Annotated in this window: 19 protein-coding genes; 12 read left to right on the top strand and 7 right to left on the bottom strand. The window is 31.1% G+C overall.

Annotation, left to right across the window (positions count from 1 at the left end; translation table 11 throughout):
- Nucleotides 1-40: 40 nt before the first annotated feature.
- The 5 genes from ACJDU8_RS04255 (at nt 41) to ACJDU8_RS04235 (ending at nt 11822) form a co-directional block, all read left to right on the top strand.
- The gene (locus ACJDU8_RS04255) at nt 41-8644 is read left to right on the top strand and encodes a glycoside hydrolase family 94 protein (RefSeq protein WP_406790911.1); all 8604 of its coding nucleotides are present in this window, start codon (nt 41-43) and stop codon (nt 8642-8644) included.
- Between the two features lie 235 nt (nt 8645-8879).
- Nucleotides 8880-9890 (top strand): tryptophan--tRNA ligase, encoded by a 1011-nt coding sequence (gene trpS / locus ACJDU8_RS04250; protein ID WP_406790910.1) that lies wholly within the window; start codon nt 8880-8882, stop codon nt 9888-9890.
- 192 nt (nt 9891-10082) lie between these two features.
- The gene (locus ACJDU8_RS04245; RefSeq protein ID WP_406790909.1) at nt 10083-10322 is read left to right on the top strand and encodes a hypothetical protein; all 240 of its coding nucleotides are present in this window, start codon (nt 10083-10085) and stop codon (nt 10320-10322) included.
- Nucleotides 10313-11044 (top strand): protein kinase family protein, encoded by a 732-nt coding sequence (locus ACJDU8_RS04240; protein WP_406790908.1) that lies wholly within the window; start codon nt 10313-10315, stop codon nt 11042-11044. Before ACJDU8_RS04245 ends, ACJDU8_RS04240 begins: the two co-directional genes overlap by 10 nt.
- Before the next feature lie 259 nt (nt 11045-11303).
- Nucleotides 11304-11822, top strand: a complete 519-nt coding sequence (locus tag ACJDU8_RS04235; RefSeq protein ID WP_406790907.1) for an HD domain-containing protein — start codon at nt 11304-11306, stop codon at nt 11820-11822.
- Nucleotides 11823-11932: 110 nt separating this feature from the next.
- Here ACJDU8_RS04235 and ACJDU8_RS04230 read toward each other — a convergent pair whose 3' ends face one another.
- From ACJDU8_RS04230 to ACJDU8_RS04205, 6 genes are all read right to left on the bottom strand, one after another.
- Nucleotides 11933-12799, bottom strand: coding sequence for a diguanylate cyclase (locus ACJDU8_RS04230; RefSeq protein WP_406790906.1), 867 nt, complete (start codon nt 12797-12799; stop codon nt 11933-11935).
- On the bottom strand, nt 12796-13146 hold the full coding sequence (locus tag ACJDU8_RS04225; protein WP_406790905.1) for a hypothetical protein: 351 nt from the start codon (nt 13144-13146) through the stop codon (nt 12796-12798). The genes ACJDU8_RS04230 and ACJDU8_RS04225 overlap by 4 nt, the downstream gene beginning before the upstream one ends.
- 323 nt (nt 13147-13469) lie before the next feature.
- A complete protein-coding gene (locus ACJDU8_RS04220) occupies nt 13470-14267 on the bottom strand; it encodes an ABC transporter ATP-binding protein (protein ID WP_406790904.1) in 798 nt (265 codons plus the stop codon).
- The gene (locus ACJDU8_RS04215) at nt 14242-15132 is read right to left on the bottom strand and encodes an ABC transporter permease (protein WP_406790903.1); all 891 of its coding nucleotides are present in this window, start codon (nt 15130-15132) and stop codon (nt 14242-14244) included. Before ACJDU8_RS04215 ends, ACJDU8_RS04220 begins: the two co-directional genes overlap by 26 nt.
- Nucleotides 15132-16148 carry an ABC transporter substrate-binding protein gene (locus ACJDU8_RS04210; RefSeq protein ID WP_406790902.1) on the bottom strand — a complete coding sequence of 339 codons (1017 nt, stop codon included), beginning with the start codon at nt 16146-16148 and terminating at the stop codon, nt 15132-15134. Before ACJDU8_RS04210 ends, ACJDU8_RS04215 begins: the two co-directional genes overlap by 1 nt.
- A 467-nt stretch (nt 16149-16615) precedes the next feature.
- Nucleotides 16616-17032, bottom strand: a complete 417-nt coding sequence (locus tag ACJDU8_RS04205) for a HutP family protein (protein ID WP_406790901.1) — start codon at nt 17030-17032, stop codon at nt 16616-16618.
- 248 nt (nt 17033-17280) lie between these two features.
- Here ACJDU8_RS04205 and ACJDU8_RS04200 point away from each other — a divergent pair, with 248 nt between their 5' ends.
- From ACJDU8_RS04200 to ACJDU8_RS04170, 7 genes are all read left to right on the top strand, one after another.
- Complete coding sequence (locus tag ACJDU8_RS04200; protein ID WP_406790900.1) at nt 17281-17640, top strand: C-GCAxxG-C-C family (seleno)protein; 360 nt, start codon at nt 17281-17283, stop codon at nt 17638-17640.
- A 51-nt stretch (nt 17641-17691) separates the two neighbouring features.
- Entirely contained in the window at nt 17692-18141 is a 450-nt protein-coding gene (locus ACJDU8_RS04195; RefSeq protein ID WP_406790899.1) for a DUF134 domain-containing protein, read from the top strand.
- A gap of 538 nt (nt 18142-18679) precedes the next feature.
- Entirely contained in the window at nt 18680-18889 is a 210-nt protein-coding gene (locus ACJDU8_RS04190) for a FlxA-like family protein (protein WP_406790933.1), read from the top strand.
- Between the two features lie 386 nt (nt 18890-19275).
- Complete coding sequence (locus tag ACJDU8_RS04185; protein ID WP_406790898.1) at nt 19276-20142, top strand: Rossmann-like and DUF2520 domain-containing protein; 867 nt, start codon at nt 19276-19278, stop codon at nt 20140-20142.
- Nucleotides 20132-20959: a 3-methyl-2-oxobutanoate hydroxymethyltransferase gene (gene panB / locus ACJDU8_RS04180; protein ID WP_406790897.1), complete on the top strand. Its 828-nt coding sequence runs from the start codon at nt 20132-20134 to the stop codon at nt 20957-20959. Before ACJDU8_RS04185 ends, panB begins: the two co-directional genes overlap by 11 nt.
- 14 nt (nt 20960-20973) lie before the next feature.
- Complete coding sequence (panC, locus tag ACJDU8_RS04175; protein WP_406790896.1) at nt 20974-21858, top strand: pantoate--beta-alanine ligase; 885 nt, start codon at nt 20974-20976, stop codon at nt 21856-21858.
- 195 nt (nt 21859-22053) lie between these two features.
- Nucleotides 22054-22902: an HAD family hydrolase gene (locus ACJDU8_RS04170; RefSeq protein ID WP_406790895.1), complete on the top strand. Its 849-nt coding sequence runs from the start codon at nt 22054-22056 to the stop codon at nt 22900-22902.
- A 56-nt stretch (nt 22903-22958) separates the two neighbouring features.
- On the opposite strand, the gene ACJDU8_RS04165 is transcribed toward ACJDU8_RS04170, so the two are convergent.
- Complete coding sequence (locus ACJDU8_RS04165; RefSeq protein WP_406790894.1) at nt 22959-24224, bottom strand: SpoVR family protein; 1266 nt, start codon at nt 24222-24224, stop codon at nt 22959-22961.
- Nucleotides 24225-24227 lie beyond the last annotated feature (3 nt).

The following is a 24227-nucleotide window of genomic DNA, read 5'->3' as shown; positions in this document are numbered from 1 at the left end:
GAAAGTACAATTCTTTTTCACAGGAAAGGATGGATTTTTTATGCTTTATATTATAGGTATAGCCATAATTATATTCCTTGCAATAATTTATAAAAATTTAAACAAGTGCAGTGATGTAGACGAAGATATGGTAGATGATATTCCTACACTTAATTTAGGTAAGGAAGAGTTAAAAAATTATGCTAGAGAAATATCAATTATACCGGCAGAAGTTAAAAAGAGAGGCTGTAAGAAAAAATTAATTGATAGTTTAGATAAAAATTATAAAAATATTTTAGACGGATATAATTTTTTTAACGGCGAAATTAAAAACAGAACAGAAGTAGTATCTTGTGCTGAATGGCTTTTAGATAACTTATATTTGATAAAAAAGGAATATAAGGATATAAAATCTAATATGCCAGGGAATTATTACAGGGAGCTTCCTGTAATTACCAAGGGATCTATGAAGGGATACCCTAGAATATACTATATTGCAAGAGAAATGTTGCTGTGTACCTATGGTACAGTAAGTGAAGAGGCCATAGAGACTTTTATAAGTGCATATGAAGAAAATACAGTATTAAAAAGTTGTGAACTCTGGGCATTGCCTATAATGCTTAGAATAGCCTTGATTCAAAACATAAGTAATATAACAGAGAGTATAGTATTTATGCAAAAAGAGAGAAATAGAGCGGAGGCTGTAGCAGAAAATATTATAAGCTCTGGTAGTAATATAAATGTGGAAATTGAAAGATTAAAAAGAAAAAGAATAAATTTTACATCTCCTTTTGCAGAAAGATTTATAAAAGTGTTAAGAGATAACTTTATAGAAAATACTGAAGTATATGACTGGATAGATGAAGAGTTAGATAAAGAGGACAGCAGTGCTAGTAGAATAGTAAATATTAATCATCAGAAACAGGCTATATATCAAGTTTCCATGGAGAATTCTGTTAACGGCATAAGAGAAGTATCTGCATTAAAGTGGAAGGAAAACTTTGAACGTTTAAGTTATGTAGAGCAGGTCTTAAAGGAAGATCCCGCAGGAATTTATAAGGAAATGGATTTTACTTCCAGAGATTATTATAGGCATAAGATAGAAAAGTTGTCCCAAAAAATAAAAGTACCAGAGTCTTTCATAGCAAGAAAGGCCGTGGAATGTGCTAAAGAAGCATCAGGAGAGATATATGAGAATCACGTGGGATATTATCTGCTTGACAAGGGCATGGATTGTCTTAAAAAAAAGATAAAATCTAGCGGTGAAGAATATGCAAAGGTTGATTCTGGAATTGAAAATAATATAACAACTGGTTTCTATATAGGTACTATAATATTTGGCACTATTTTTTTAGACTTGATAATAAATGGAATGAATCTCTATACACAGAATTTGTCTGTATGGAAATACATAGTGGGAGTTATTGTACTTTTAATACCAAGCAGTGAAATATTTATATCTATATTTAATTGGAGTATAAATAAACTTGTAGAACCTAAGTTTATACCTAAAATGGAGTTCAAACAGGGTATACCCGAGGAATTTAGCACAGTAGTGGTAATCCCTGCCCTAATAAACAATCCCCATAGGGTAAAAAGCCTTATAAGTGATATGGAAGTATATTATTTGGCTAATGAGGAAGAAAATTTATATTTTGCACTACTTGGGGATTTTAAAGACAGCTTTTGTGAAGAGGAAAGTGATGATAAATTAATAATAGAAGCTGCATTGGATGAAGTAAAAAAACTTAACCAAAAATATAGTAAGGATGGAAAAGATAAGTTTTATTTTTTAAATAGATATAGAAAATATAATGAAAAAGAAGAAAAATGGATTGGCTGGGAAAGAAAACGTGGCAAATTAATGGAGTTTAATTCTCTTATAAGGGGTGATATTAATACTAGTTATAATGTTATTGGTGGAGATATAACCAATTTATATAATGTAAAATATGTAATAACACTGGATGCAGATACCAAACTTCCAAAGGATACAGCTAAATTGCTTATAGGAGCCATGTCTCATCCATTAAATTTACCTTATTTGGATAAAGAAAATAAAAAGGTAATAAGAGGACATGGATTGATGCAGCCTAGAGTAAGTGTAAGTGTATTAAGTGCAAATAAAACCCTGTACTCAAATATTTTTTCGGGGGAAACAGGTATAGACATATATACCAGTGCCATTTCTGATGTATATGAAGATCTATTTGATGAAGGCATATTTACAGGCAAGGGTATTTATGATGTAGATGTGTTTAACAGGATCCTACAGGATGAGATACCTGAAAATACTGTATTAAGCCATGACTTATTGGAGGGATCTTATGTAAGGGCCGGACTTGTAACAGATATAGAACTTATAGATGGATATCCTGCCTATTACAATTCCAGTTGTAAAAGACTTCATAGATGGGTCAGGGGTGACTGGCAGCTTATTCCATGGATATTTAAGAAAAATTCTCTAAATGAATTATCTAAATGGAAAATAATAGATAATCTAAGAAGAAGTGTGGTAAGTCCAGCAGTAATAGTACTTATTATAGTGGCATTAACTTTATTTTCTGATCCAGATAATTTACTTTTAATAGCTCTTATTTCATTACTATGTCCTATATTTTTTGATGTATCAGAAACTGTAGTTTCTCCTGTAAAAGGAATAAGTCTGTCGGGAAAAGTAAGCAATTTTAAAATTGCCATAGAACAGTTTTTTTTAATATTAAGTTTTTTGCCTTATCAGGCATATCTAATGTTAGATGCTATAATAAGAACCCTTTACAGAGTTTTTATAAGTAAGAAAAATTTACTTCAGTGGCAGACTGCAGCAGATGTAGAGGCAGTTTCAAAAAAAGAGTTCAGTAATTATTTAAGTTCAATGTGGGTGGGCAGTGCTATTGGAATTATTGTAGCCCTCCTAGGTTTTATGAATTCTGTGGAAAGGGCACTTTTAATACTGCCATTTTGCATAATTTGGTTTTTCTCACCATGGGTAGCATTTAATATAAGTATGGAGAGAAAAAGTAACAAATCAGAAGAAATAGGTAAAGATGAAAAGAAATTATTAAGAAAGCTTAGTAGAGAAACCTGGGCTTACTTTGAAGATTTTATAGCTCCAGAAACTAATTGGCTTTCTCCAGATAATTATCAGGAAAAGCCTTATAAAGGAATAGCTTATAGAACCTCCCCAACTAATATGGCCATGGGGATTACTTCCAATATAGTGGCCTATGATTTAGGCTACATAGGTATATCAGAGCTTCAGTACAGATTGGACAATATAATTTTAAATATGCAGTCACTAGAAAAATATAAAGGACATTTTTATAATTGGTATGATATAAAGAATAAAACTCCCCTTTATCCCAGGTATATATCTACAGTAGACAGTGGAAATCTTGTGGGATATATATGGCTTGTGGAAGAAACATTAGATGAATATATGAAATACCCTTTAATAAACAGGAACTTAACCTTAGGATTAAAAGATACTTTGGAATTGGCAGAAGAAGAAATCTATAAAAGACTTGAAATTAAAGATGCGTATAAAAATTTTATAGAAGAGTTTAGTGGTGACTACTTGGATAATTATGGATTAGAAGGTAAAAATAATATATTTCTATTAAAGCCGCTTTTACATGATTTAATAAAAATATCTACGGAATTTAATCAAAAATCTGTGGAGCTATACTGGAATATGAAAGTCAATAATATGGCTGTAAAAATTTTAAGTGAGCTAGATAAATTTTTCCCATGGATTGATTTTGTGGATAAGAATTCACAATTGGAAAAATCCAAGTATAGATTTAATAAATTAGCTAATGAAGTATGCCTAGAAAAGATTCCTGAAGTTGTTGATAATATAATTAAGGACTTTAATGACACAGAGAATGTGAAAGAATTTTTATTAACAACTAAGTCAAATGCAGAGAATCTTATATTTGAAATAAGGACTATAAGGGATATCTTATCTAATATGGGAAAAGAACATAACTTTAGTATGCTTTATAGTAAAAAAAGACAGCTTTTTGCCATAGGGTATGATGTGGAAAAAGACACCTTAGGTAAAAATTACTATGATTTACTTGCATCAGAAGCAAGGCAGGCTAGTTTTGTGGCTATAGCTAAAGGTGAAGTGGAGCAGGCCCATTGGTTTAATTTGGGGAGATCTATGACTTCTGTAGGTGGAGGTAAGGGATTAGTTTCCTGGTCTGGAACCATGTTTGAGTATTTAATGCCTCTTATAATCATGAAAAAGTTTCCTGATACCTTATTTAGTGAAACTTATAAATATATAGTTGAAGTACAAAAAACATATGGAGATAAAAACCAGATTCCTTGGGGTATTTCAGAATCTGCATATTATGATTTTGATGTAAATCATATATATCAATATAAGGCCTTTGGAGTTCCGGGAATTGGTTTGAAGAGAGGACTCACTAATGAATTAGTAGTTTCTCCTTATGCTTCTGTAATGGCACTTCAAGTTGATTTTAACAGTGCGTTAAACAACATAAAAAAACTTATGGAAATTAAAGCTGAAGGCAGGTATGGATTTTATGATGCTATAGATTATACAAGTGAAAGGTTACCTAAAGGGAATAGAAGTTCCATAGTTAGATGCTTTATGATACATCATCAGGGAATGAGTTTTATGTCTTTAGATAATGTATTAATGAAAAATATTCTTCAAGAAAGATTTCATAGAATTCCAAGGGTGAAGTCTGTAGAACTTCTTCTACAGGAAAAGGTTCCGAAGGCTATTGTTTATGATAGAGAAGAACATAGTAAAGAGGCAAAACTATTATTGAAAGAAGAAAATATGGTTGCAAGAAAGTATACTACGGCAGGTACTAAAACTCCTGAAACAAATATAATTTCAAATGGAAGTTATTCTTTAATGATGACAAACAGTGGAAGCGGATACGGCAAAAGAAAAAACACTATGGTGTACAGGTGGCGTGAAGATGCTACCACGGATAATACGGGAATGTTCTTTTATATAAAGAATATAAATTCAAATGAGTATTGGAGTGCTACTTTTGAACCATGTAAGCATGAAGGAGAAGAATATGAAGTTATATTTTTACCTGATAAATCGGAATTCAAGAGAAAAGATGGAAACTTAAGAACTTATACTGAGGTTACTGTATCTCAGGAAGATGAAGGAGAGGTAAGAAGAATTTCAATTACGAATAGTAGTGATTACAAAAGAGAAGTTGAAATCACAAGCTATTTTGAAGTAACTCTTGCACCTTATAATGCAGATCTGGTTCACCCTGCCTTTGGCAATCTATTTATAGAAACTGAATTTATTCAGGAACCAACGTGTGTTATTGCAAGTAGAAGGCCTAAGACTAAAGATGAAGAAAGGCTGTGGCTTATGCAAACTATAGCGGTAGAGGGAAAACAAGTAGGTTCTGTTCAATATGAAACTAGTAGGGTTAATTTTATAGGCAGAAACAGAAATCTTATAAATCCTAGGGCCATGGATAATGATGCTCAGCTGACTAAATCAGTAGGTGCAGTAATTGATCCTATAGTAAGTATGAGAATCAGGTTACTTATAGAACCAGGAAAAACTTCCAAAGTAGCCTATAGCACTATAGTTACAGATTCCAGGGAAAAGGCGATTGAACTTGCAAGTAAATATAGAAATATGTCTAATGTAAATAGAATATTTCAACTTTCATGGACAGAAGTCCAATTAGAAATGCAATATTTAGGAACAAGATCAAATCAGGTAAATATGTATCAGAAGATAGCATCAAAAATTTTGTTTATAAATAACTTGTTCCAGGATAAGTATAAATATATTTCTAAAATAAAAAAAGGCCAGTCCGCATTGTGGCCTTATGGAATTTCAGGTGATTTACCTATAGTACTTGTAATTATAAGAGATGAGAGTCATATGGAACTTGTAAGACAGCTTTTGCTTGCCCATGAATATTGGAGTCTGAAAGGATTGTGGGTAGATTTGGTTCTGTTAAATTTACAAGATACTTCCTATGTACAATTACTTCAAGATAAAATACGGGATGCCGTAAATTCTAGAAGATTGAGTAAAAAAAATGCATCAGGAGGAGTGTTTGTATACAACCGCAGTACCATGAATCAAAAAGATATAGATTTTTTTATAGCTGTGGCTAGAATTGTAATAGATGCTGAAAAAGGAGAGTTAATTAAACATCTTAAAGATACTGAAGAAGAGAAGATAGGGTCATATGGAGATGTAGTCATAAATAAAAAGAACAGCTCAAATTATAGTTTTAAGATTCCAGAGCTTCAGTATTTCAATGATATAGGAGGGTTTTCTAAAGATGGAAAGTCATATTTTATAATATTGAAAAATTACAGTAATACTCCTGCTCCTTGGATAAATGTAATTTCAAATAAAAAGTTTGGATTTCACATTTCTGAAAATGGAGTATCCTATACCTGGAATAAAAATAGTAGGGAAAATAAACTTACAACTTGGTCAAATGACCCAGTTATGGATAGTGAAGCTGAAGCTATATATATAAAAGATGATGTTACAGAACAAACATGGAGCATATCCCCTAAACCTGTCAGAGATTCAGGAGAATATTTAATAGAGCATGGCTTTGGATTTTCTACATTTAAACATGAAGCTAATGAAATATTAGGAGAAATGACTGTGTTTGCAGATATTGATGATAGTGTAAAAATCTCTAGGGTGAGATTAAAAAATATAGGCAGAGGCAAAAGAAAACTCTCGTTAAGTTATTATGCAAAATTAGTGCTGGGGGTTTGTCATGAACAGACATCACAGTATATATATACGGGATTTAACAATAAGGAGCAATATATATATGCTAGAAATCCGTATAGCGAGTGCTTTAGTAAAGGTATATGTTATATGAAAATCTTAGGCGGAAAAAATTTATCCTATACTTCAAGTAGAGAAGAATTTATAGGCAGAGGGGGAGATGTATCAGCTCCTAAAGGTCTTCAGTCTGAAAATTTTTCTGGTAGGGTTGGAGCAGGAGTCGATCCTTGCTTTGCTGAAAATATAAAAATAGAATTAAACGAAAATTCAGAGACCGAGATCTTAATTCTTTTAGGACAGGAAGACAGCTTCGAAGAAATAAGCAGAGTTATTCAAAAATATAACAATATAGGAAGCTGTACTGAAGAATTAGAGAAGGTTCAAGATTATTGGGAGAAGCTATTTAATGTTATAAAGGTTCATACTCCAGATGATGCCATGAATATTATGTTAAATGGATGGCTCATGTATCAGGTTATAACCTGCAGATATTGGGCTAGAACTGCATTTTATCAGTCTGGTGGAGCCTATGGATTTAGAGATCAGCTCCAGGATGTAATGGCAATTTGCTATTTGGAGCCTGATATAACAAGAAACCATATAATATATAGTGCTTCACGGCAGTATTTAGAAGGAGATGTACAGCATTGGTGGCATCCTTTTGTAGAAAGCGGAATCAGAACCAGATTTTCAGATGACTTGCTCTGGCTGCCTTATGTGGTAGCAGAGTATATACAAAATACAGGAGATTACAGTATATTGGAGGAAGAGGCACCTTATTTGGAGGATGATCAGCTAAAAGATGGAGAGGATGAAAGATATAAAATATCTAATGTTTCTAAAGAGAAGGGAACCGTTTATGAACATTGTATAAAAGCCATTGAAAAATCTTTAAAATTTGGACCTCATAACATACCCCTTATGGGTTCAGGGGATTGGAATGATGGTATGAGTACCGTAGGAAATAAAGGCCAGGGTGAGAGTATATGGCTTGGATGGTTCTTATACAGTATATTGGATAAATTTCAATTAATATGTAAATTTAAAGAAGATAATGAGCAGTCAGATAAGTACTTAAAGTTAAAAGAATTCATAAGAGAAAATATAGAGAAAAATGGTTGGGATGGAAGCTGGTATAGAAGGGCTTATTTTGATGACGGCACTCCTCTTGGTTCTGTTGAAAATGAAGAGTGTCAAATTGATTCCATTTCCCAATCCTGGGCGGTTATATCAGGGGCTGCAAAAAAATCTAGAGCCAGAGAAGCTGTGGATGCCCTTGAAAGAAATCTTATAAGAGAAGATAAAGGACTTATACTGCTGCTTACCCCGGCTTTTGATAAATCTTCTTTAGAACCAGGTTATATTAAAGGATATATACCTGGAGTAAGAGAGAATGGAGGCCAGTATACTCATGCTGCTATATGGTCAGTTTTAGCACTGGCAAAAATGTGTCATAATGATAGGGCATATAAAGCCTTTTCTATGATAAACCCTATAAATCATACTAAGACCTATTTAAATTGTGAAATTTATAAAGTAGAGCCTTATGTAATGTCAGCAGATGTGTATGCAATAGATTCCCACGTGGGAAGAGGAGGCTGGAGCTGGTATACAGGTGCTGCTGGATGGATGTATACAACTGGCATAGATACAATTTTAGGAATGAAGTTTAAAGGAGAGGCTGGATTTACAATTTCTCCTTGTATACCAGATAGATGGGAAGAATACAGCATAAAGTATACTAGAGACCAGTGTATATACAATATAAAAGTTGAGAAACATTCAGAAAAAGGAGTATGGCTGGATGGTAATAAGATTGACAACAAAATTGTACCTTTTCTGGAAGAAGGAGAACATGAGGTAAAAGTGAATATATAGAATTAAGTAAATATAACTTCCTAAGTAAATTTAGGAAGTTATATTGTATTTCACATAATATTTCATGGTAAAAATTTACATAGCAATTTTTAAACGTTTATAGTAAAATATATGATGATATTTAGTTGAATTTAAATCTTTTGGGATTTAGGTGATACAATGCCAATAATGCCCTATGATTTTGTATCATAGGGATTTTTCATACATTAAATGTTCAAATATGGAGGCAAAGATTATGGAAGATAAGAAAAAGGTAATATTTAGTGGTATTCAACCTTCGGGAGATTTAACTATAGGAAATTATTTTGGAGCTTTAAAAAATTGGGTGAAGCTTCAAGATGAATATGATTGTTATTTTTGTGTAGTAGATCTGCATGCATTAACTGTAAAACAAGAACCAAAGGATCTTAGAAGAAGAACTCTTGAAGTATTAGCTATATATGTAGCGGCAGGTATAGATCCAGATAAAAATACAATATTTATTCAATCTCATGTGCCTACACATAGTGAAGGAGCATGGCTTTTAAACTGTTTTACTTATGTAGGGGAACTTGAAAGAATGACCCAGTATAAAAGTAAGTCTCAAAAGTACGGGGGAGGAGAATCAGTGCGTGCAGGACTTCTTAATTATCCTGTTTTAATGGCTGCAGATATATTACTTTATAATACAGATCTTGTTCCCGTGGGTAAGGATCAGACACAGCATATAGAACTTACAAGAAATATAGCTGAAAGATTTAATAATCTTTATAGTCCTACATTTAATATACCAGAAGGTTATATACCAGAAGATGGCGCTAAAATAATGGATTTGCAAAATCCTACAAAGAAAATGTCTAAATCCTCAGACAATCCCAATAGTTATATATTGATTATGGATAGTTCAGAAGTTATAAGAAAAAAAATAAACAGATGTGTTACAGATAGTATTGGAATAGTAAAGTACACTGATGATCAGCCTGGAATAAAAAATCTTATAATTATATTAAGTGCTATAACTGGAATGGGGCATGAAGAAATAGAAAAGAAATATGAAGGAAAAGGTTATGCACAGTTTAAAAATGATACGGCAGAGGCTATAATAAATGAGCTTAAGCCTGTACAGGATAGAGTGAATGATCTTCTTAAGGATAAAAAGTATTTGGAGGATATATATAAAAAAGGGGCAGATAAAGCATATTATGTATCCAGTAAAATGTTGAGAAAAATGCAAAAGAAAATAGGGTGTATACCTGTTTCCAAGTAGTGGGCTAAGTGAAAATTTCTAAAAATTATAATGTTTTTAAAATGGTGATATGATTTTTATATTATGTCACTATTTTATTATGTCTAGTTATTATGAATGTTGACATATGGGGGGAGATATCATATTATAAAAATATAAAATTTTTGTAATTGATAATTAATTGAGAGTGTATTTGAAAAGAGGTGTATTATAATGAGTTTTTTTTCAAGATCATCACGAAAGAGGAAATATGTAAATGATCATCAGGGTAGTAAGTACTATAAAAGACAAGGATTCTTTAGTCGTATATTAAGAATGTTTGGTTCGGTTTCTAATTCCCACAGAAGATATAAAACACATTATTCTTATAGTTCTGATGAAAGGTACCATGATGAAAGACAGTATCCACGGGAAAATCATTATAGAAAAAGATATAAGAGTTCATGGTCCTAATGCCCTTTTTTAGAAAAAGAGTATATTCGACAGGCTATTTGATTGATAAATACAGCATCATAAAACTAATAGGCCAAGGGAGATTTGGCATGTGCTATTTGGTTTCGGCACATGATAAAGAGTATGTATTCAAGGAGATTAAACCTAAGGCTATAAAGAAAAGTGGCAGCAAAGTTATATTTGAGTCACAGATACTTTCATCTATTAGCCATCCATTAATTCCTGAAATAGTTGATATAATAAAGAAAGATGATATATATGGTTATATTTTGGAATATAAAAAAGGCAGCACAATAGAGCATATGATTTTTGGGTATAGTCATAAATTTACGTCAGATGAAATTTATAGAATAGGAAGTAAGCTTATAGAAATAATAGAGTATCTTCACAGAAATAATATTGTGCATAGGGATATAAGGGTACCTAATGTGATTATCAATGAGGAAGATGTTTATCTTATTGATTTTGGGCTTGCCAGATTTATAGACAATAAAAAATATATGCCTTGTGAAGATTTTTTATATCTTGGCCATTTGCTTCTTCATTTATACTATTCTTCTTTTCAAAAGACTAATGTAAAGTCGAAGCCTTGGTATAATGAACTTCAATTATCATTAGATGAGTTAAATTTTCTAAGAAAATTATTGGGGTTAGATGATATTTATAAAAATATTTATGATGTAGAAAAGGATTTTTTTAAATTAAAAATAACCCAGATATAGAGGAGAATGTTTATATAATATATTATTGTTTTAGAATACCACCCTAAACCAGTTAAGATAATACTTAATAGCTTAGGGTGGCATTTTTATTTATTAACACATTTATGTATTATATTGAATTTTTGGGGCAAATTAAGAAATAAAATTTTATAATTAACATTTATTTTATTGTATTTTTTTATAAATGCAGTAAAATCAATAGTATATGTTTTTATTAAAGAGAAGCCTTTTTAGTATGAATGGTTGTAGGAGGATTATAGTGATAGATTTAATAAAATCAATATGGAAATTAAAAGAAGATCCTGATAATTATGATGAGTATAAACATTGTATTAATGATTTAATTCAAAACGAAGCTGTACTTTCCATGGGGAATTTCATACAGCACAGCAATATAAGTTGTCTTAGACATAGCATATATGTGTCCTATATGAGTTATCTGGTTTGTAAAAAATTAGGACTTGATTATAGCTCTGCTGCCAGAGGAGGATTATTACATGATTTCTTTTTATATGACTGGCACATAAAAAGATATGATAGTGGATTACATGGCTTTACCCATCCATATACTGCATTAGGAAATGCAAATAAACTTTTTCACCTAAATGATGTGGAAAAGGATATTATAGTAAAGCACATGTGGCCTTTAACCATAAAATTACCCAAGTATAAAGAATCTTTTGTAGTTACACTTGCAGACAAATATTGCGCATCTATGGAAATTATTAAATTTGACAGTAAAACTAATATGTATAGGCTTATAGGTGAAATTTTATAAAAATATATTATTTGATTACTGTATATATTAAATAATTACAGAGTTTTAGAAGCTGCCAATATGGAATAAATAAGATATTAGCAGCCTTTTTCTTTTGAAATGTCTTATGTTTAAGCAATTGCATCTATATCTAAATTTCCGGTAATAATTGGGCCATTGCCATCTTGTTTTGCTTCTGTGGATAATAAGCTTGCTTTATTTACTAGTTTGTTTATTATGTCTAATATATTATTTATATTGCTGTAAGTATGTACTTTACAGCTTACAATTCCAATAGATGCTGAAACTTGTATGTTATTTGGAAATTTATATGATTTGATAATATCTATTATATTTTGGGAAAGTATTTTACTGTCATCTACAGAATGTGAGGTTAATATTGCAAATTCATCCCCTGCGTATCTGCACAAATAACAATCAGAGGTAATATTTTTTTCTAATATTTTACCTACATTTTTTAATATGATGTCTCCATTGATGTGACCATATTTCTTATCTATATGGCCAAAATTATTTAAGTCTAAAAATATTATAGTGGTATTAATTTTATTTTTTATGAACTTATATGCATTATAGAATATATATTGGCTTTTATAGAGTCCTGTAAGTAAATCAATATTACTAACTAATTCAGCTTTTAAGGTTGTCCTTGTTATGTATCCTATGATGTCATGTCCATTTTCTACGAGAATAGTATGTATATTTTTATTTGAATCAAAGGTTTCTTTAATGTTCCACAAATGGGTAGAATAATTAATACAAATGTATTTGTGAGACATAACGTCAGCAATTATTCTATTAGGATGAGCTCCAGTTAATTCTTTTTTAGTAACTATACCAACTAATTGTTTATTTTCATAAACAATAAAGCAATCTATATCTTTTTCGCAAAAAATATTCTGAATTTGCCTTACGCCGTTTAGAACGTCTACTTTCATAAAATTTTTTTCTACTATAGTAGAAGCTTCTTTAATCATAAATCAATAGATTTACTAACATGTAAAATAATATTAACCTGTGCTTTTATAATCATTGATTCGTTAGCAATCTTTCCTCCTTCCTCCATTATCATCGGAATAAGCTTATCTCTTGAAAGCATATTTAGCAGAGATCTTCTAACCACAACTGCCTCAACATATTCGTGTTCAACTTTTATTATTTCATATTGTTCTGGAGATAATATATCTACCATTCTCTTTGCCGCCTGTGGTCCAATAGGGGCATGTTTACCTACTATTAACACATCTTGCATTGGAGGCATTTCAAACTCTGAAAAGTGCATACTTACCTGTGCTCTTTTTGTTCCTTCTATTTTACCTTCCATGATTCTTCCACCTTCTCCATAATTCATATATTATATTATCATATTTTGTCTAATTTTTCTATTATATGTATTATATTTTGAGCAAAATTTATCCCCAAAAAGCATTTGGATTATTTAGATATTGTGCCACCATAAGTAATTATTAATTCCGTAATTAAAGTTCCTAATTAAATACATATTTTTATTAATAAAATTGAATATTATGAAATTTATATTGGTGATTATAAGTAAAAATAAAAAATCAGCCTAAAGCTAGTATTTAAACCTAGCTCTAGGCATATTTAATATTATATTATAAATTTTATAAGTATTATAATTTTCTATTAAGAAAATAAAACTCTATCACTTAATCCTTCTTGTTTCCCCTGCGCTTTTTCAAAGGATTTTAACAACTTATCTATGGTCAACTTGCTCTTTTCTTCATCTCTCACGTCCATAACTATTTTACCGCCATGCATCATAAATAATCTATTTCCCAGGTTTATTGCATGATTTAAATTATGGGTAACCATAAGGGTAGTTATTTTATTTTCAACTATTATTTCATTTGTAATTTCTATTATTCGTTCTGAAGTTTTAGGGTCCAAAGCTGCTATATGTTCGTCTAAAAGTAAAAGTTTTGGTTTGCACATTACCGCCATCATTAAAGATAAGGCCTGTCTCTGTCCACCGGATAGAAGACTTACTTTAGTATGAAGTTTATCTTCCAATCCCAGATTAATCTGAGAAAGCATGTTGGTAAAAATTTTTGTGTTATTTTTATTTACGCACATACTTAGTCCATATCTTTTACCTTTATTATAGGCTATAGACATATTTTCCAATATGGTCATACTTGGAGAAACACCTTTTGAAGGATCCTGAAATACCCTCCCAATGTGTTTAGTTCTCTTATATTCCGGCATTTTACTTATTTCCTGTCCATTTAATATTATAGAACCCTCATCCGCATGGAGGGTGCCGCATATTAAATTAAGCAGGCTAGATTTTCCGGCACCATTACTGCCTATTATGGTAACAAAATCCCCTTTATCTACAGTTAAAGATAAGTTATCGTATAATATATTTTCATTTATAGTATTTTTATTAAATACTTTACGCAGTTTTTGTATCTTTAACATAAGATTCACCTCCAAGATTATGTTTCTTGGTCTTAAAGCCGAATTTTTTCCCGTTTAATGATAGGGCTACAATTACAATTAAAGCAGTTATTAATTTTAAATCTGTAGATTGAAGGTTACACATAAGGGCTAATGCTATGGCACCCTTATAAAGAATTGAACCTAATAATGCTGTAGTAGTAGGATTTAATAATTTTATTTTACTAAATACCGACTCTCCCATAATAACTGCAGCAAGTCCCATTACTACAGTTCCGGTTCCCATTCCAACATCAGAAAATCCCTGATATTGAGCCATCATTGCGCCGGATAAAGCCACTAGTCCATTTGAAATAGCAAGTCCAATTAGTTTCACATTATCCTTATTTAAGCTAAGAGAAGTTACTAATTGTTCATTATCTCCAACGGCTTTCAGAACAAATCCTAGTTTAGTTCTTAAAAATAAATCCAGAAATACTTTTACTATAATCATAATGATAAATAAAATCAATAAAACATTTATATTATTTGAAAATATAGTTTGTTTTCCGAATAACGGTATGTTAGATTTTGTCATTATTCTTAAATTTATAGAATACAGGGCTATCATAACTAAAATACCGGATAAGAGATTACTTATTTTTAATTTTACATGGAGAATTCCTGTAAAAATCCCACCGATACATCCTGCGCCAAAGGATAAAATACATGCTGCGAAAGGATTCATTCCTTTTACTATACATATAGCAGTTACAGCAGCACCCAAAGGAAACGTACCATCTACGGATAAATCGGGAAAATCCAATATTCTAAAAGTTATATATACTCCAAAAGCTGCTATGGAGAATATAAGTCCTTGTTGTAATACACTTATTAGTATATCCACTAATTAACTCCTCCCTTTACTTTTTCAGCTTTGGAGTTTAAATCATCTGGAATAGTTATTTTAAGCTTTTTAGCTGCATCTTCATTTATAACCAGCTGCATGTCTTTTAAAGTTGTAATAGGAAGTTCACTAGGCTTTTTGCCATTTATTATTTCTACAGCCATAAGGCCTGTTTGGTAACCTAATTTAGTGTAGTCAATACCTGTAGTAGCAAGAGCTCCTTGAGTTACTTGTCCTTTTTCAGAACCGATTACAGGAACATTTTTCTTATAACATGTGTTTGTTACAATGGATATAGCTGAAACTACTGCATTATCAGTAGGTACATATAATGCATCAATCTTTCCAACTATGGAATCTAAAGATTGCGGAACTTCGTTTACATTTGTTACGCCGGCTGTTATAATTTCAAGTCCATATTGAGGAGCTGCTTTTTTAGCACTTTCCACCTGAACTTGTGAGTTAGTTTCACTGGTATTATATACAATACCCACTTTTTTAGCCTTAGGTACTAATTTTTTTAACAGTTCAAATTGTTTTCCTATTGGTAAATCGTCTGAAGTTCCTGTTACATTAGTGCCAGAGCTTTTAAGAGATTTTGCAATTCCTGCCTTAACTGGATCTGTTACTGCAGTTATAAGTATAGGAATATTCTTAGTTGCATTGTAAGCTGCCTGGGCAGAAGGAGTTGCTATTGCAAGTATTAAATCTTCTTTTTGAGATACAAAGTTTTGGGCTATACTCTGGGTTGTTGGCATATCACCTTGGGCATTTTGGAAATTTATTTTGATATTTTTGCCATCCTCATATCCTTTAGCTTTCAATGCCTCTATAAAGCCTTTTCTAGCAGAATCAAGAGCTGGATGCTCCATAATCTGGGTAATACCAATTTTAATCACTTTTTTGTCCTTAAGGGTTGTCCCGGAATTGCTTGATGACGTTCCAGTACATCCACCTAAAATTGATGCAGCCAATAAAAATGCTGCAAGAAATGAAAGTCTTTTCTTTCCTACCATACTACTCATCCTCCAAAAATAATATTTTAATTTTATATATTGAAAAAACTTTATAACATATATTCTGCTTGTAAAAGTTTACAAAAATATGATGTTTAGATTTTATTTCCAGATTATATGTTATATAGTAAAAATAAAAAAAGTCCTGGGTTAGCAGAACTTCAGATAACAAAAAATTTTGTGGAACTTAAAAATTCTTATATCTTTAGACTATATTATGTTCTACATAAACTACCAATACTACCTAATTTAATTAAATTTCAATAGAATTGTTATTTTAAAAATTACCATACTACAAATTTGATATACTACATAATTATGTACCTTAACATAAAATTAGCCTACAACGTTATGACATATGAAATATACGACATAATTATACTTTATATATCTTAGATTGTCAAATACTATAAAATATACTTTTTTGCCAATTTTATTCTCATCTTAAAGTCATATAACTGTAAAAATTATATTGGAATAGAGCGGTGTCCCAATCCAATCACTACTTCATTTAAGTGCAGCAATCCTATACTCATAAATATACATACACTTATATGTTCTTTATTCCTGGCTATACCAATTTTGCCTCCTACATTAAGTCCATTTGCTTTTTGAATAATTTGAAAAAGCGCCTCTCTTGTAGCTCCTGCTATAGCACCGTCATGTACGTGGCAATTTTCTTTTATGAGGCCCTTTTTTTTAGAAGCTACTAAGGCTCTTTCTATTATTTTGGGTATAGTATTATTGATATTTCCGCCTATATCCACAGCGGCAGTTAGAATACCTTTATTTTTGAAAGTCTCCTCTAACATTTTTTCATTTTCTCTAGAGGATATGGACATTTCTACAGAAGCCTTTGCTACATCTGTACTTTGTATAGTCATATACTTTCCTCCTTGATTGTTTAATAAGTTATTTTTGTCATATCATATTGTAAAAATTCTCTCATATATTCTTAAAATATATCTTATCCAATAATACTACATATACAACTCATTTTCAATTTTTTTGAATTGGCATTTGACAATAATTATAAATAGTAGTATTATAAAAATGGCAAATGCCAATATGCAGCAGGATTTTATGTCAGAGCGTAATTAATGCCCATCAAAGGAATAGGAGGAACATGAAAATGAAAAAAGCGGTAGAGTTTTATAAAGAAGGATATAATTGTGCAGAATCTATAATAAAGGTAGTAAATCAGGAGAAAAGCTTAAGCATTCCAGTATCAATAGCTAGTCCCTTTGGTGGAGGTATGGCCGTAGGAAGTAGCTGTGGTGCAATAACAGGGGCACTTATGGCTTTGGGTGCAATAAAAGGCAGAAAAGAGGCGGTAGAACCAAATCAGGCCAGAGAATATGCTAAAAAAATAATGGGAAAAATAGAAGAAAAATATGGAACATTTCAATGCACAGAATTAAAGAAGAAAGGTGTATCCTGTGCTGAAATAATTGAGTATACCCACAGTGTTTTGAAGGAATATATAGATTAGTAACCTAAATCATGTTACTAGGACTGCGCAGTGAATGCAAGGAGGATAAACATGGCGAGGCCGATAAAATTTAGAAAAGTAGAATTTTTCCCTAAAAGTACATATTTTGTACCCTGGGGAAAACCTAAATGTAAAATCCAGGAGATTATTTTAAAAGTGGAAGAGCTTGAAGCTGTCAGACTTAAAGATATTGAGGAATTGAGCCAGGAAGAATGTGCTGAAAAGATGCAGGTATCAAGGCAAACTTTTCAAAATATCATCGATAGCGCAAGAAAGAAAATAGCTGTAGCTTTAACACAGGGAAATGCCATAAGAATAAGTGGAGGAAATTATACAACTACTTTTTGTAAATTTAAATGTTTTGATTGTGGCAAGGTGTATGAAATAAGTTATGAACAAGACAGAATTATTTGTCCTGGTTGTGGTTCACAAAGAGTTTTATGCAGCAAGAAAGCTGATTTTTGTTCAAGGTGGTGCAGTAGGGACAATATATCTAAATAATATTTTATCCGAACGCTACCATTGCTAACACCCCCAGCTTCTTCAAAGTGGGGGATAAGCACTGCTACGCGCCTGGATAAATTCTTCTAAGGTTCAGGTGAAGAAAAGCATTTCTTATGAGCAAACTCCACCTGAACCTAAGAATCACTTGATGATTAAGAGGTGATTATTCATCTCTTATTTTAGTGTGTAAAAAATTAAATTATAATATTGTGGGATGATAAAACTGAAGAGGTGATAAGATGGCAAAACGTTAAAAATAGAAGGCGGAAATTATAAACTTTGCCGTGATCTTGGAAATAAAGAAAACTGCAGCGGTTGTATTTGCGGCAGATATAGGCATTGTTTTTAAGAAAATATTAATATTAATGTAGTAAATTTACCTAAGGGAATATATTAATAAAATTTTAGGGAGGTTTTAACTATGAATATTTCATCAATTTCTTCTATGTTAAATAGTACTAATGTAACATCCAATAGCGGCAATAGTAGTGATGTAAGTCAGCTAGAAAAGCAAGCAGCTAATATTAGGTAGCAAATACAAACGGAAAATGCAAGCAATGATGATGAAAAAACAAAACAAGCTAAGATCAAACAATTACAAACACAACTGCAGCAAATTGAAGCACAAATTCAGCAGAAGCAATCACAAAAGACATCGGAAACTTCTTCTGTGGATACTGGAAAATCAGAAAAAATGAAAGCTGCTAGTCCTAATAGTGATAATATAATAGATGCACTTGCCTAGAACATCTTTAAAAAGATGATGGACTCATAAGCAAAATCCATCTGAACCTAAGAATCACTTGATATTAAAGGTTCTGATAATTCAGAGCCTTTAATATATTATTTATTAATTTAAAGAAACATTAGGAATATGTTTGTATAAATTATAATTTGCAGAGATACAATATAATATACCTTGGAAAATTAGGTAAACATACAAGTACTTGAATATAAAATTAATGTATGCTAAAATAATTTTGGGTAGTATCGTTTTGAACTGCACCATAAGTGTTAGGAATACTTATATTCTGCTCATATCAATTTTTGAAAGGGACAGGTTGGGAGTAACTCTTAGATTATTCTAAGAATTTTGTTTGTATTTTTGTATTGTAAAGAGATGGTGATGCCATGAAATTTAATATAGGTTTTATTGGCGCTGGAAGGGTAGGAGTAACCTTAGGTAAATATTTTCCTGTTAATGAAGTAAATTTAAAGGGTTACTACAGTAAAAGTGAAAGTTCAGCAAAAGAAGCTGCTAGTTTTACATCCAGTAGCTATTATAGTGAATTAAAAGCTTTAATAGAAGATTGTAATGTTATTTTTATTACGACTCCCGATGATATTATAAAAGAAGTATGGAATAAAATAAAAAAATACAAACTAAAAGATAAAATAATTTGCCATTCAAGTGGTTCTTTGTCCTCTTCAATCTTTTCAGATATTGACACTTTAGGAGCATTCGGATATTCTATCCATCCCATGTGTGCTTTTTCAGATAAATTTAATACCTATAAAACATTATATAAGATTTATTTTTCAATTGAAGGACATGATATGTACCTGTCAGATTTAAAATTACTTTTTGAAAAAATGGGTAATAATATTATTGTACTGGATAAAAGTAAAAAGCCGCTGTATCATCTTGCTAGTGTAACAGTTTCTAATTTGGTACTTTCTCTTTTAGATGTGGGATGTTCATATTTAGGAGAATGCGGCATTGATAAAGGTGTTGCAATTAGTGCACTTATGCCTTTGATTGATAATAATTTAACTAACATAAAGAACAAGGGTTTTATAAATGCCTTAACTGGTCCTGTGGAACGTGGAGATATAGAAACTATTAAACATCATCTTGAAGTTATACCAGAAAAAGATAAGGCTTTATACAAACGATTGTCGTTAAATTTAGTTAATTTATCGGAAAAAAAGCATATTGAAAAAAATTGGGATAATATAAAAAATGAACTTGGAGGTAAGGAATGCCATGAAAAATAATGTTTCTACTTTTGTTAATGCAAAACGTAATAATGAAAAGATTACAATGCTTACTGCTTATGATTACTCTATGGCTAAGCTTATGGATGAATCTGGTATCAATGGTATTTTAGTAGGAGATTCTCTGGGAATGGTATGTCTTGGATATAAGGATACTTTAAGTGTTACTATGGAGGATATGCTTCACCATATCAAAGCAGTTACAAGAGGGGCAGAAAATGCACTTGTAGTTGGAGATATGCCTTTTATGTCATATCAGACTTCAGTATATGATGCTGTAAAAAATGCAGGAAGAATAATTCAGGAAGGGTCAGCAGGGGCTGTAAAACTTGAAGGCGGTGTTTCAGTATATGAACAGGTGAAAGCCATTGTTAAAGCTCAAATTCCGGTAATGGGACACATAGGTTTAACTCCACAATCTGTTAATGTGTTTGGTGGCTTTAAAGTTCAAGGTAAAGATGAATCCAATGCTAAAAGTATAATTGAAGATGCCAAAAGACTTGAAGAGGCAGGAGCTTTTTCTATTGTTTTGGAAGGCATACCTTACAAATTGGCAAAGATTATTACAGAAACTGTATCAATACCTACTATTGGTATAGGTGCAGGGAAGTATTGTGATGGACAAATACTGGTATATCAGGATATGCTTGGCTTGTTTTCAGATTTCAGACCTAAGTTTGTAAAATCCTATGGTAATGCTGGAGAAATTATAAAGGAGGCATTCAAGGATTACATTGCTGAAGTTAGAGAGGGTATTTTCCCTGATGAAGAACATAGCTTTAAAATAGATGATAGTATTATAGATAAGTTGTATTAAAGAGGGAGTATAAAATGGAAACGGTTATATTAAAAAGAGATGATAAGATAAAAAGGATACAGACAGTAGGTGAAGTAAGAAGCCAGGTGAAAAAGTGGAAAATGCAAGGACTCACCGTTGGGCTGGTTCCTACTATGGGATTTTTACATGAAGGTCATGAAAGTCTTATTAAAAGGGCAGCGTTAGAAAATGATAAAGTGGTGGTTAGTGTATTTGTAAACCCTACTCAATTTGGAAAAAATGAAGATTTAGGATCTTATCCTAGAGATATTGAGAGAGATGAATTAGTGTGTAAAAGGGCTGGTGCCAGTTTAATTTTCAATCCAGAACCCTCAGAGATGTATTGTAAAGATGCAAGTACTAACGTCAGTGTAAATGGCTTGACGGAAGGTTTGTGTGGCTCAAAAAGACCAACTCATTTTGGAGGTGTGTGCCTTGTAGTCTCAAAATTATTTAATATTGTCACTCCTAATAGGGCTTATTTTGGTGAAAAAGATGCTCAGCAGCTTGCAGTTGTAAAGAAGATGGTACAGGACTTAAATTTTGACATAGAAATAATAGGATGTCCTATAGTAAGAGAATTTGATGGTCTTGCTAAAAGCTCAAGAAATACTTATCTTTCATTAGAGGAAAGAAATGCAGCTTCAATACTAAATAAAAGTCTTAATTTAGCTAAAGAAGCTTTAGATTCAGGGGAAAGAAATGCAAATATAATTGCAAATATAATTACTGAAAAGTTAAATTCAGAACCCTTGGCTAAAATAGATTATATTGAAATTGTAGATAGCTTAAACTTAAAACCTGTGCATAATATCCATTCATCTATTTTAGTTGCAATTGCAGTATATATGGGAAAAACGAGACTTATAGATAATTTTACTTTTAAACTGCAAAGATAATTTTATATATATTACATTCATTGGATATCAAGTTTTTGTATGTGTAATCACATTTCGTTTCTTGATATCCATTTTTGATATATTAAAATATTTAAATGTTAGTGGAACAATTGCTTATATTAGAATATAATAAAGATACATTAGGATGTTTTTAATAAGTAACATTAAATTTTAGTTAAATTGGAGGAAAATATTTTGACTTTATATATTTCAGATTTAGATGGAACATTATTAAATTCAGATCAAGTCATAAGTGAAAACTCGGTTAAAATTATAAACAGATTAATAGGATTAGGATTGAAATTTACCATTGCTACTGCTAGATCCTACGAAGCCTCGAAAAATATATTAAGGCCGCTTCATCTTAATCTACCTATGATCCTAAATAATGGATCCTTTGTATATGATCCTGTTTTAAATAAAAATATAAGAGAGAACTATTTAGACAATAGTATGGTTGAATTTATTTTGATGCATTATACTCTGAGGAAAATTTGCCCTTTTGTATCTGTAATAGATTCTGGTGGAAATAAGAAAATTTTCTATAAAGGTATTTTTAATGAAGGACAGAAAATATATATAAACTCAAGAAAAAGACTGGAAGATAAAAGACTTACCATAGTAAAAGATTTTTCCATACTAAAAGGATACAATGTTATTAATATATTTGCTATAGAGAAAAAGGGTGATTTAGATTGTTCATATAAATTGTTTGAAAATATTTTAGATGCCACATGTCATTATACAGAGGAAATCTATTCAAAAGGATTTTTTTGGTTGGAGGTGACAAATTCCTGCGCTAATAAAAAATCTGCCGCAGAATTTTTAAAAAAGTATTTAAAGATTGATAAGCTTATTTGTTTTGGAGATAACTTAAATGATAAATCTCTTTTTGAAATAGCTGATGAAAAATATGCAGTTGAAAATGCATACAGGCCATTAAAAGATATAGCTACTGGAATTATTTGTTCTAATGATGAGGATGGGGTAGCTAAATTTTTTCAGGATAAATATGGTGAATTTAAAGGTGAAAATAAATTATAGAATAAAAAAGTCTTTAATAAATTAGTGTTAATCATTTATTAAAGACTTTTTGATATTTATCTTAAAGTTGTATATGAAATTTTCTTGTTTTCATTGCAGCAAACCTGTATATTTTCATCTTTTATCTTTGTGTTTAATTTAACAGGATATCCCCAAAGTTCACAAATATATTTTAAAGTAGCTTCCATATAAGTTGAATTTAATTCTCTTCCTTCATGAATATGATTTAAAATAAGTGCAGTGTCTTTTTTTGATATAGTATCAACTACAATGTTAGGGATTAAATTCATACCACAAAGGTTACACAAAGTATTTCTAATTTTAATCCATCCACTCCCATCTGGGATTTCTTTTACTACATAATCATCTCCAATTTTATCATATTGAAATAGATTTAATTCATAGCACAGTTCTTCAGTGAGATATCTTCTTATGAAGGATTCATCTCTTTCTATCATCCTTACCTCAAATATCTTATCAAGTCCATACCGTTCTTCTAAATCTTCAAACATTTTAAATCCAATATAATAGGGATTTATACTTCCCATAGTAGGTGTTATAACATCATTATGTCTTTTAATAAATTCAATATAAAGGGAGCTTGTGAGATTAAGCTGGTTTAAAATTTTGTAATGCCAGTAGCTTGCCCATCCCTCGTTCATAATTTTTGTTTCAATCTGAGGTATAAAATATGAAGTTTCATTTTTAACTACACTTAAAACATTTTTTTGCCATTCTTCTAAAGTACCATGATTTATTATAAATCCTATAAGATCATCTTTAGATTCTTCCTCTGTTTTTTTCATACCTATAGCTCTTACTGTTTGGAACCTTATGGCATGGGCAGTATTTAAAATTTTTTCTACTTCGGCGTATCCGATGCTAGGATCATTTACATATTCTCTTATCATGTCTGCGTGGTTTTTAAACATTTCTATGGTATAGGATGCATTGGTACCTTCTTTAAATAATCTATTGTTTTTAAAAAAATCATTATGTCCATATACATGTGCCATAGTGAGAATTTGCAAAAGTAAGGTATTATCTTTCATCAAATAAGCAAGACAAGGATTTGAATTTATCACCATTTCGTACGGGAGACCTGTAATATTATATTTATACAGTGATTCTGACCTATCATAGGCTTTCCCAAAACTCCAGTGGGGATATCTGGAAGGCATCCCCACATATGCTTCATAGGCAATCATATCCTTGTAACTTATAATCTCAAATTCCTGGGGGTAAAAATCAAGTCCTGATTTTTGGGCAGTAGATTCTATAATATGTCCCCATGTTTCCAGATCTATAGTTGTATACTCCAAGGA

It is taken from the genome of Candidatus Clostridium eludens (assembly GCF_045310515.1).
In the GTDB taxonomy this organism is placed as follows: domain Bacteria; phylum Bacillota; class Clostridia; order Clostridiales; family Clostridiaceae; genus Clostridium_B; species Clostridium_B eludens.
The sequence above is the reverse complement of the archived record's forward strand: the minus strand, read 5'-3'. Positions and strand labels throughout refer to the sequence as shown.

Coding starts and splice junctions, on each gene's coding strand:
- ACJDU8_RS04255 (WP_406790911.1), top strand. CDS start 41: ATGCTTTATATTATAGGTATAGCCATAATTATATTCCTTGCAATAATT.
- trpS (WP_406790910.1), top strand. CDS start 8,880: ATGGAAGATAAGAAAAAGGTAATATTTAGTGGTATTCAACCTTCGGGA.
- ACJDU8_RS04245 (WP_406790909.1), top strand. CDS start 10,083: ATGAGTTTTTTTTCAAGATCATCACGAAAGAGGAAATATGTAAATGAT.
- ACJDU8_RS04240 (WP_406790908.1), top strand. CDS start 10,313: ATGGTCCTAATGCCCTTTTTTAGAAAAAGAGTATATTCGACAGGCTAT.
- ACJDU8_RS04230 (WP_406790906.1), bottom strand. CDS start 12,799: ATGATTAAAGAAGCTTCTACTATAGTAGAAAAAAATTTTATGAAAGTA.
- ACJDU8_RS04225 (WP_406790905.1), bottom strand. CDS start 13,146: ATGGAAGGTAAAATAGAAGGAACAAAAAGAGCACAGGTAAGTATGCAC.
- ACJDU8_RS04220 (WP_406790904.1), bottom strand. CDS start 14,267: ATGTTAAAGATACAAAAACTGCGTAAAGTATTTAATAAAAATACTATA.
- ACJDU8_RS04210 (WP_406790902.1), bottom strand. CDS start 16,148: ATGGTAGGAAAGAAAAGACTTTCATTTCTTGCAGCATTTTTATTGGCT.
- ACJDU8_RS04205 (WP_406790901.1), bottom strand. CDS start 17,032: ATGACTATACAAAGTACAGATGTAGCAAAGGCTTCTGTAGAAATGTCC.
- ACJDU8_RS04200 (WP_406790900.1), top strand. CDS start 17,281: ATGAAAAAAGCGGTAGAGTTTTATAAAGAAGGATATAATTGTGCAGAA.
- ACJDU8_RS04195 (WP_406790899.1), top strand. CDS start 17,692: ATGGCGAGGCCGATAAAATTTAGAAAAGTAGAATTTTTCCCTAAAAGT.
- ACJDU8_RS04185 (WP_406790898.1), top strand. CDS start 19,276: ATGAAATTTAATATAGGTTTTATTGGCGCTGGAAGGGTAGGAGTAACC.
- panB (WP_406790897.1), top strand. CDS start 20,132: ATGAAAAATAATGTTTCTACTTTTGTTAATGCAAAACGTAATAATGAA.
- panC (WP_406790896.1), top strand. CDS start 20,974: ATGGAAACGGTTATATTAAAAAGAGATGATAAGATAAAAAGGATACAG.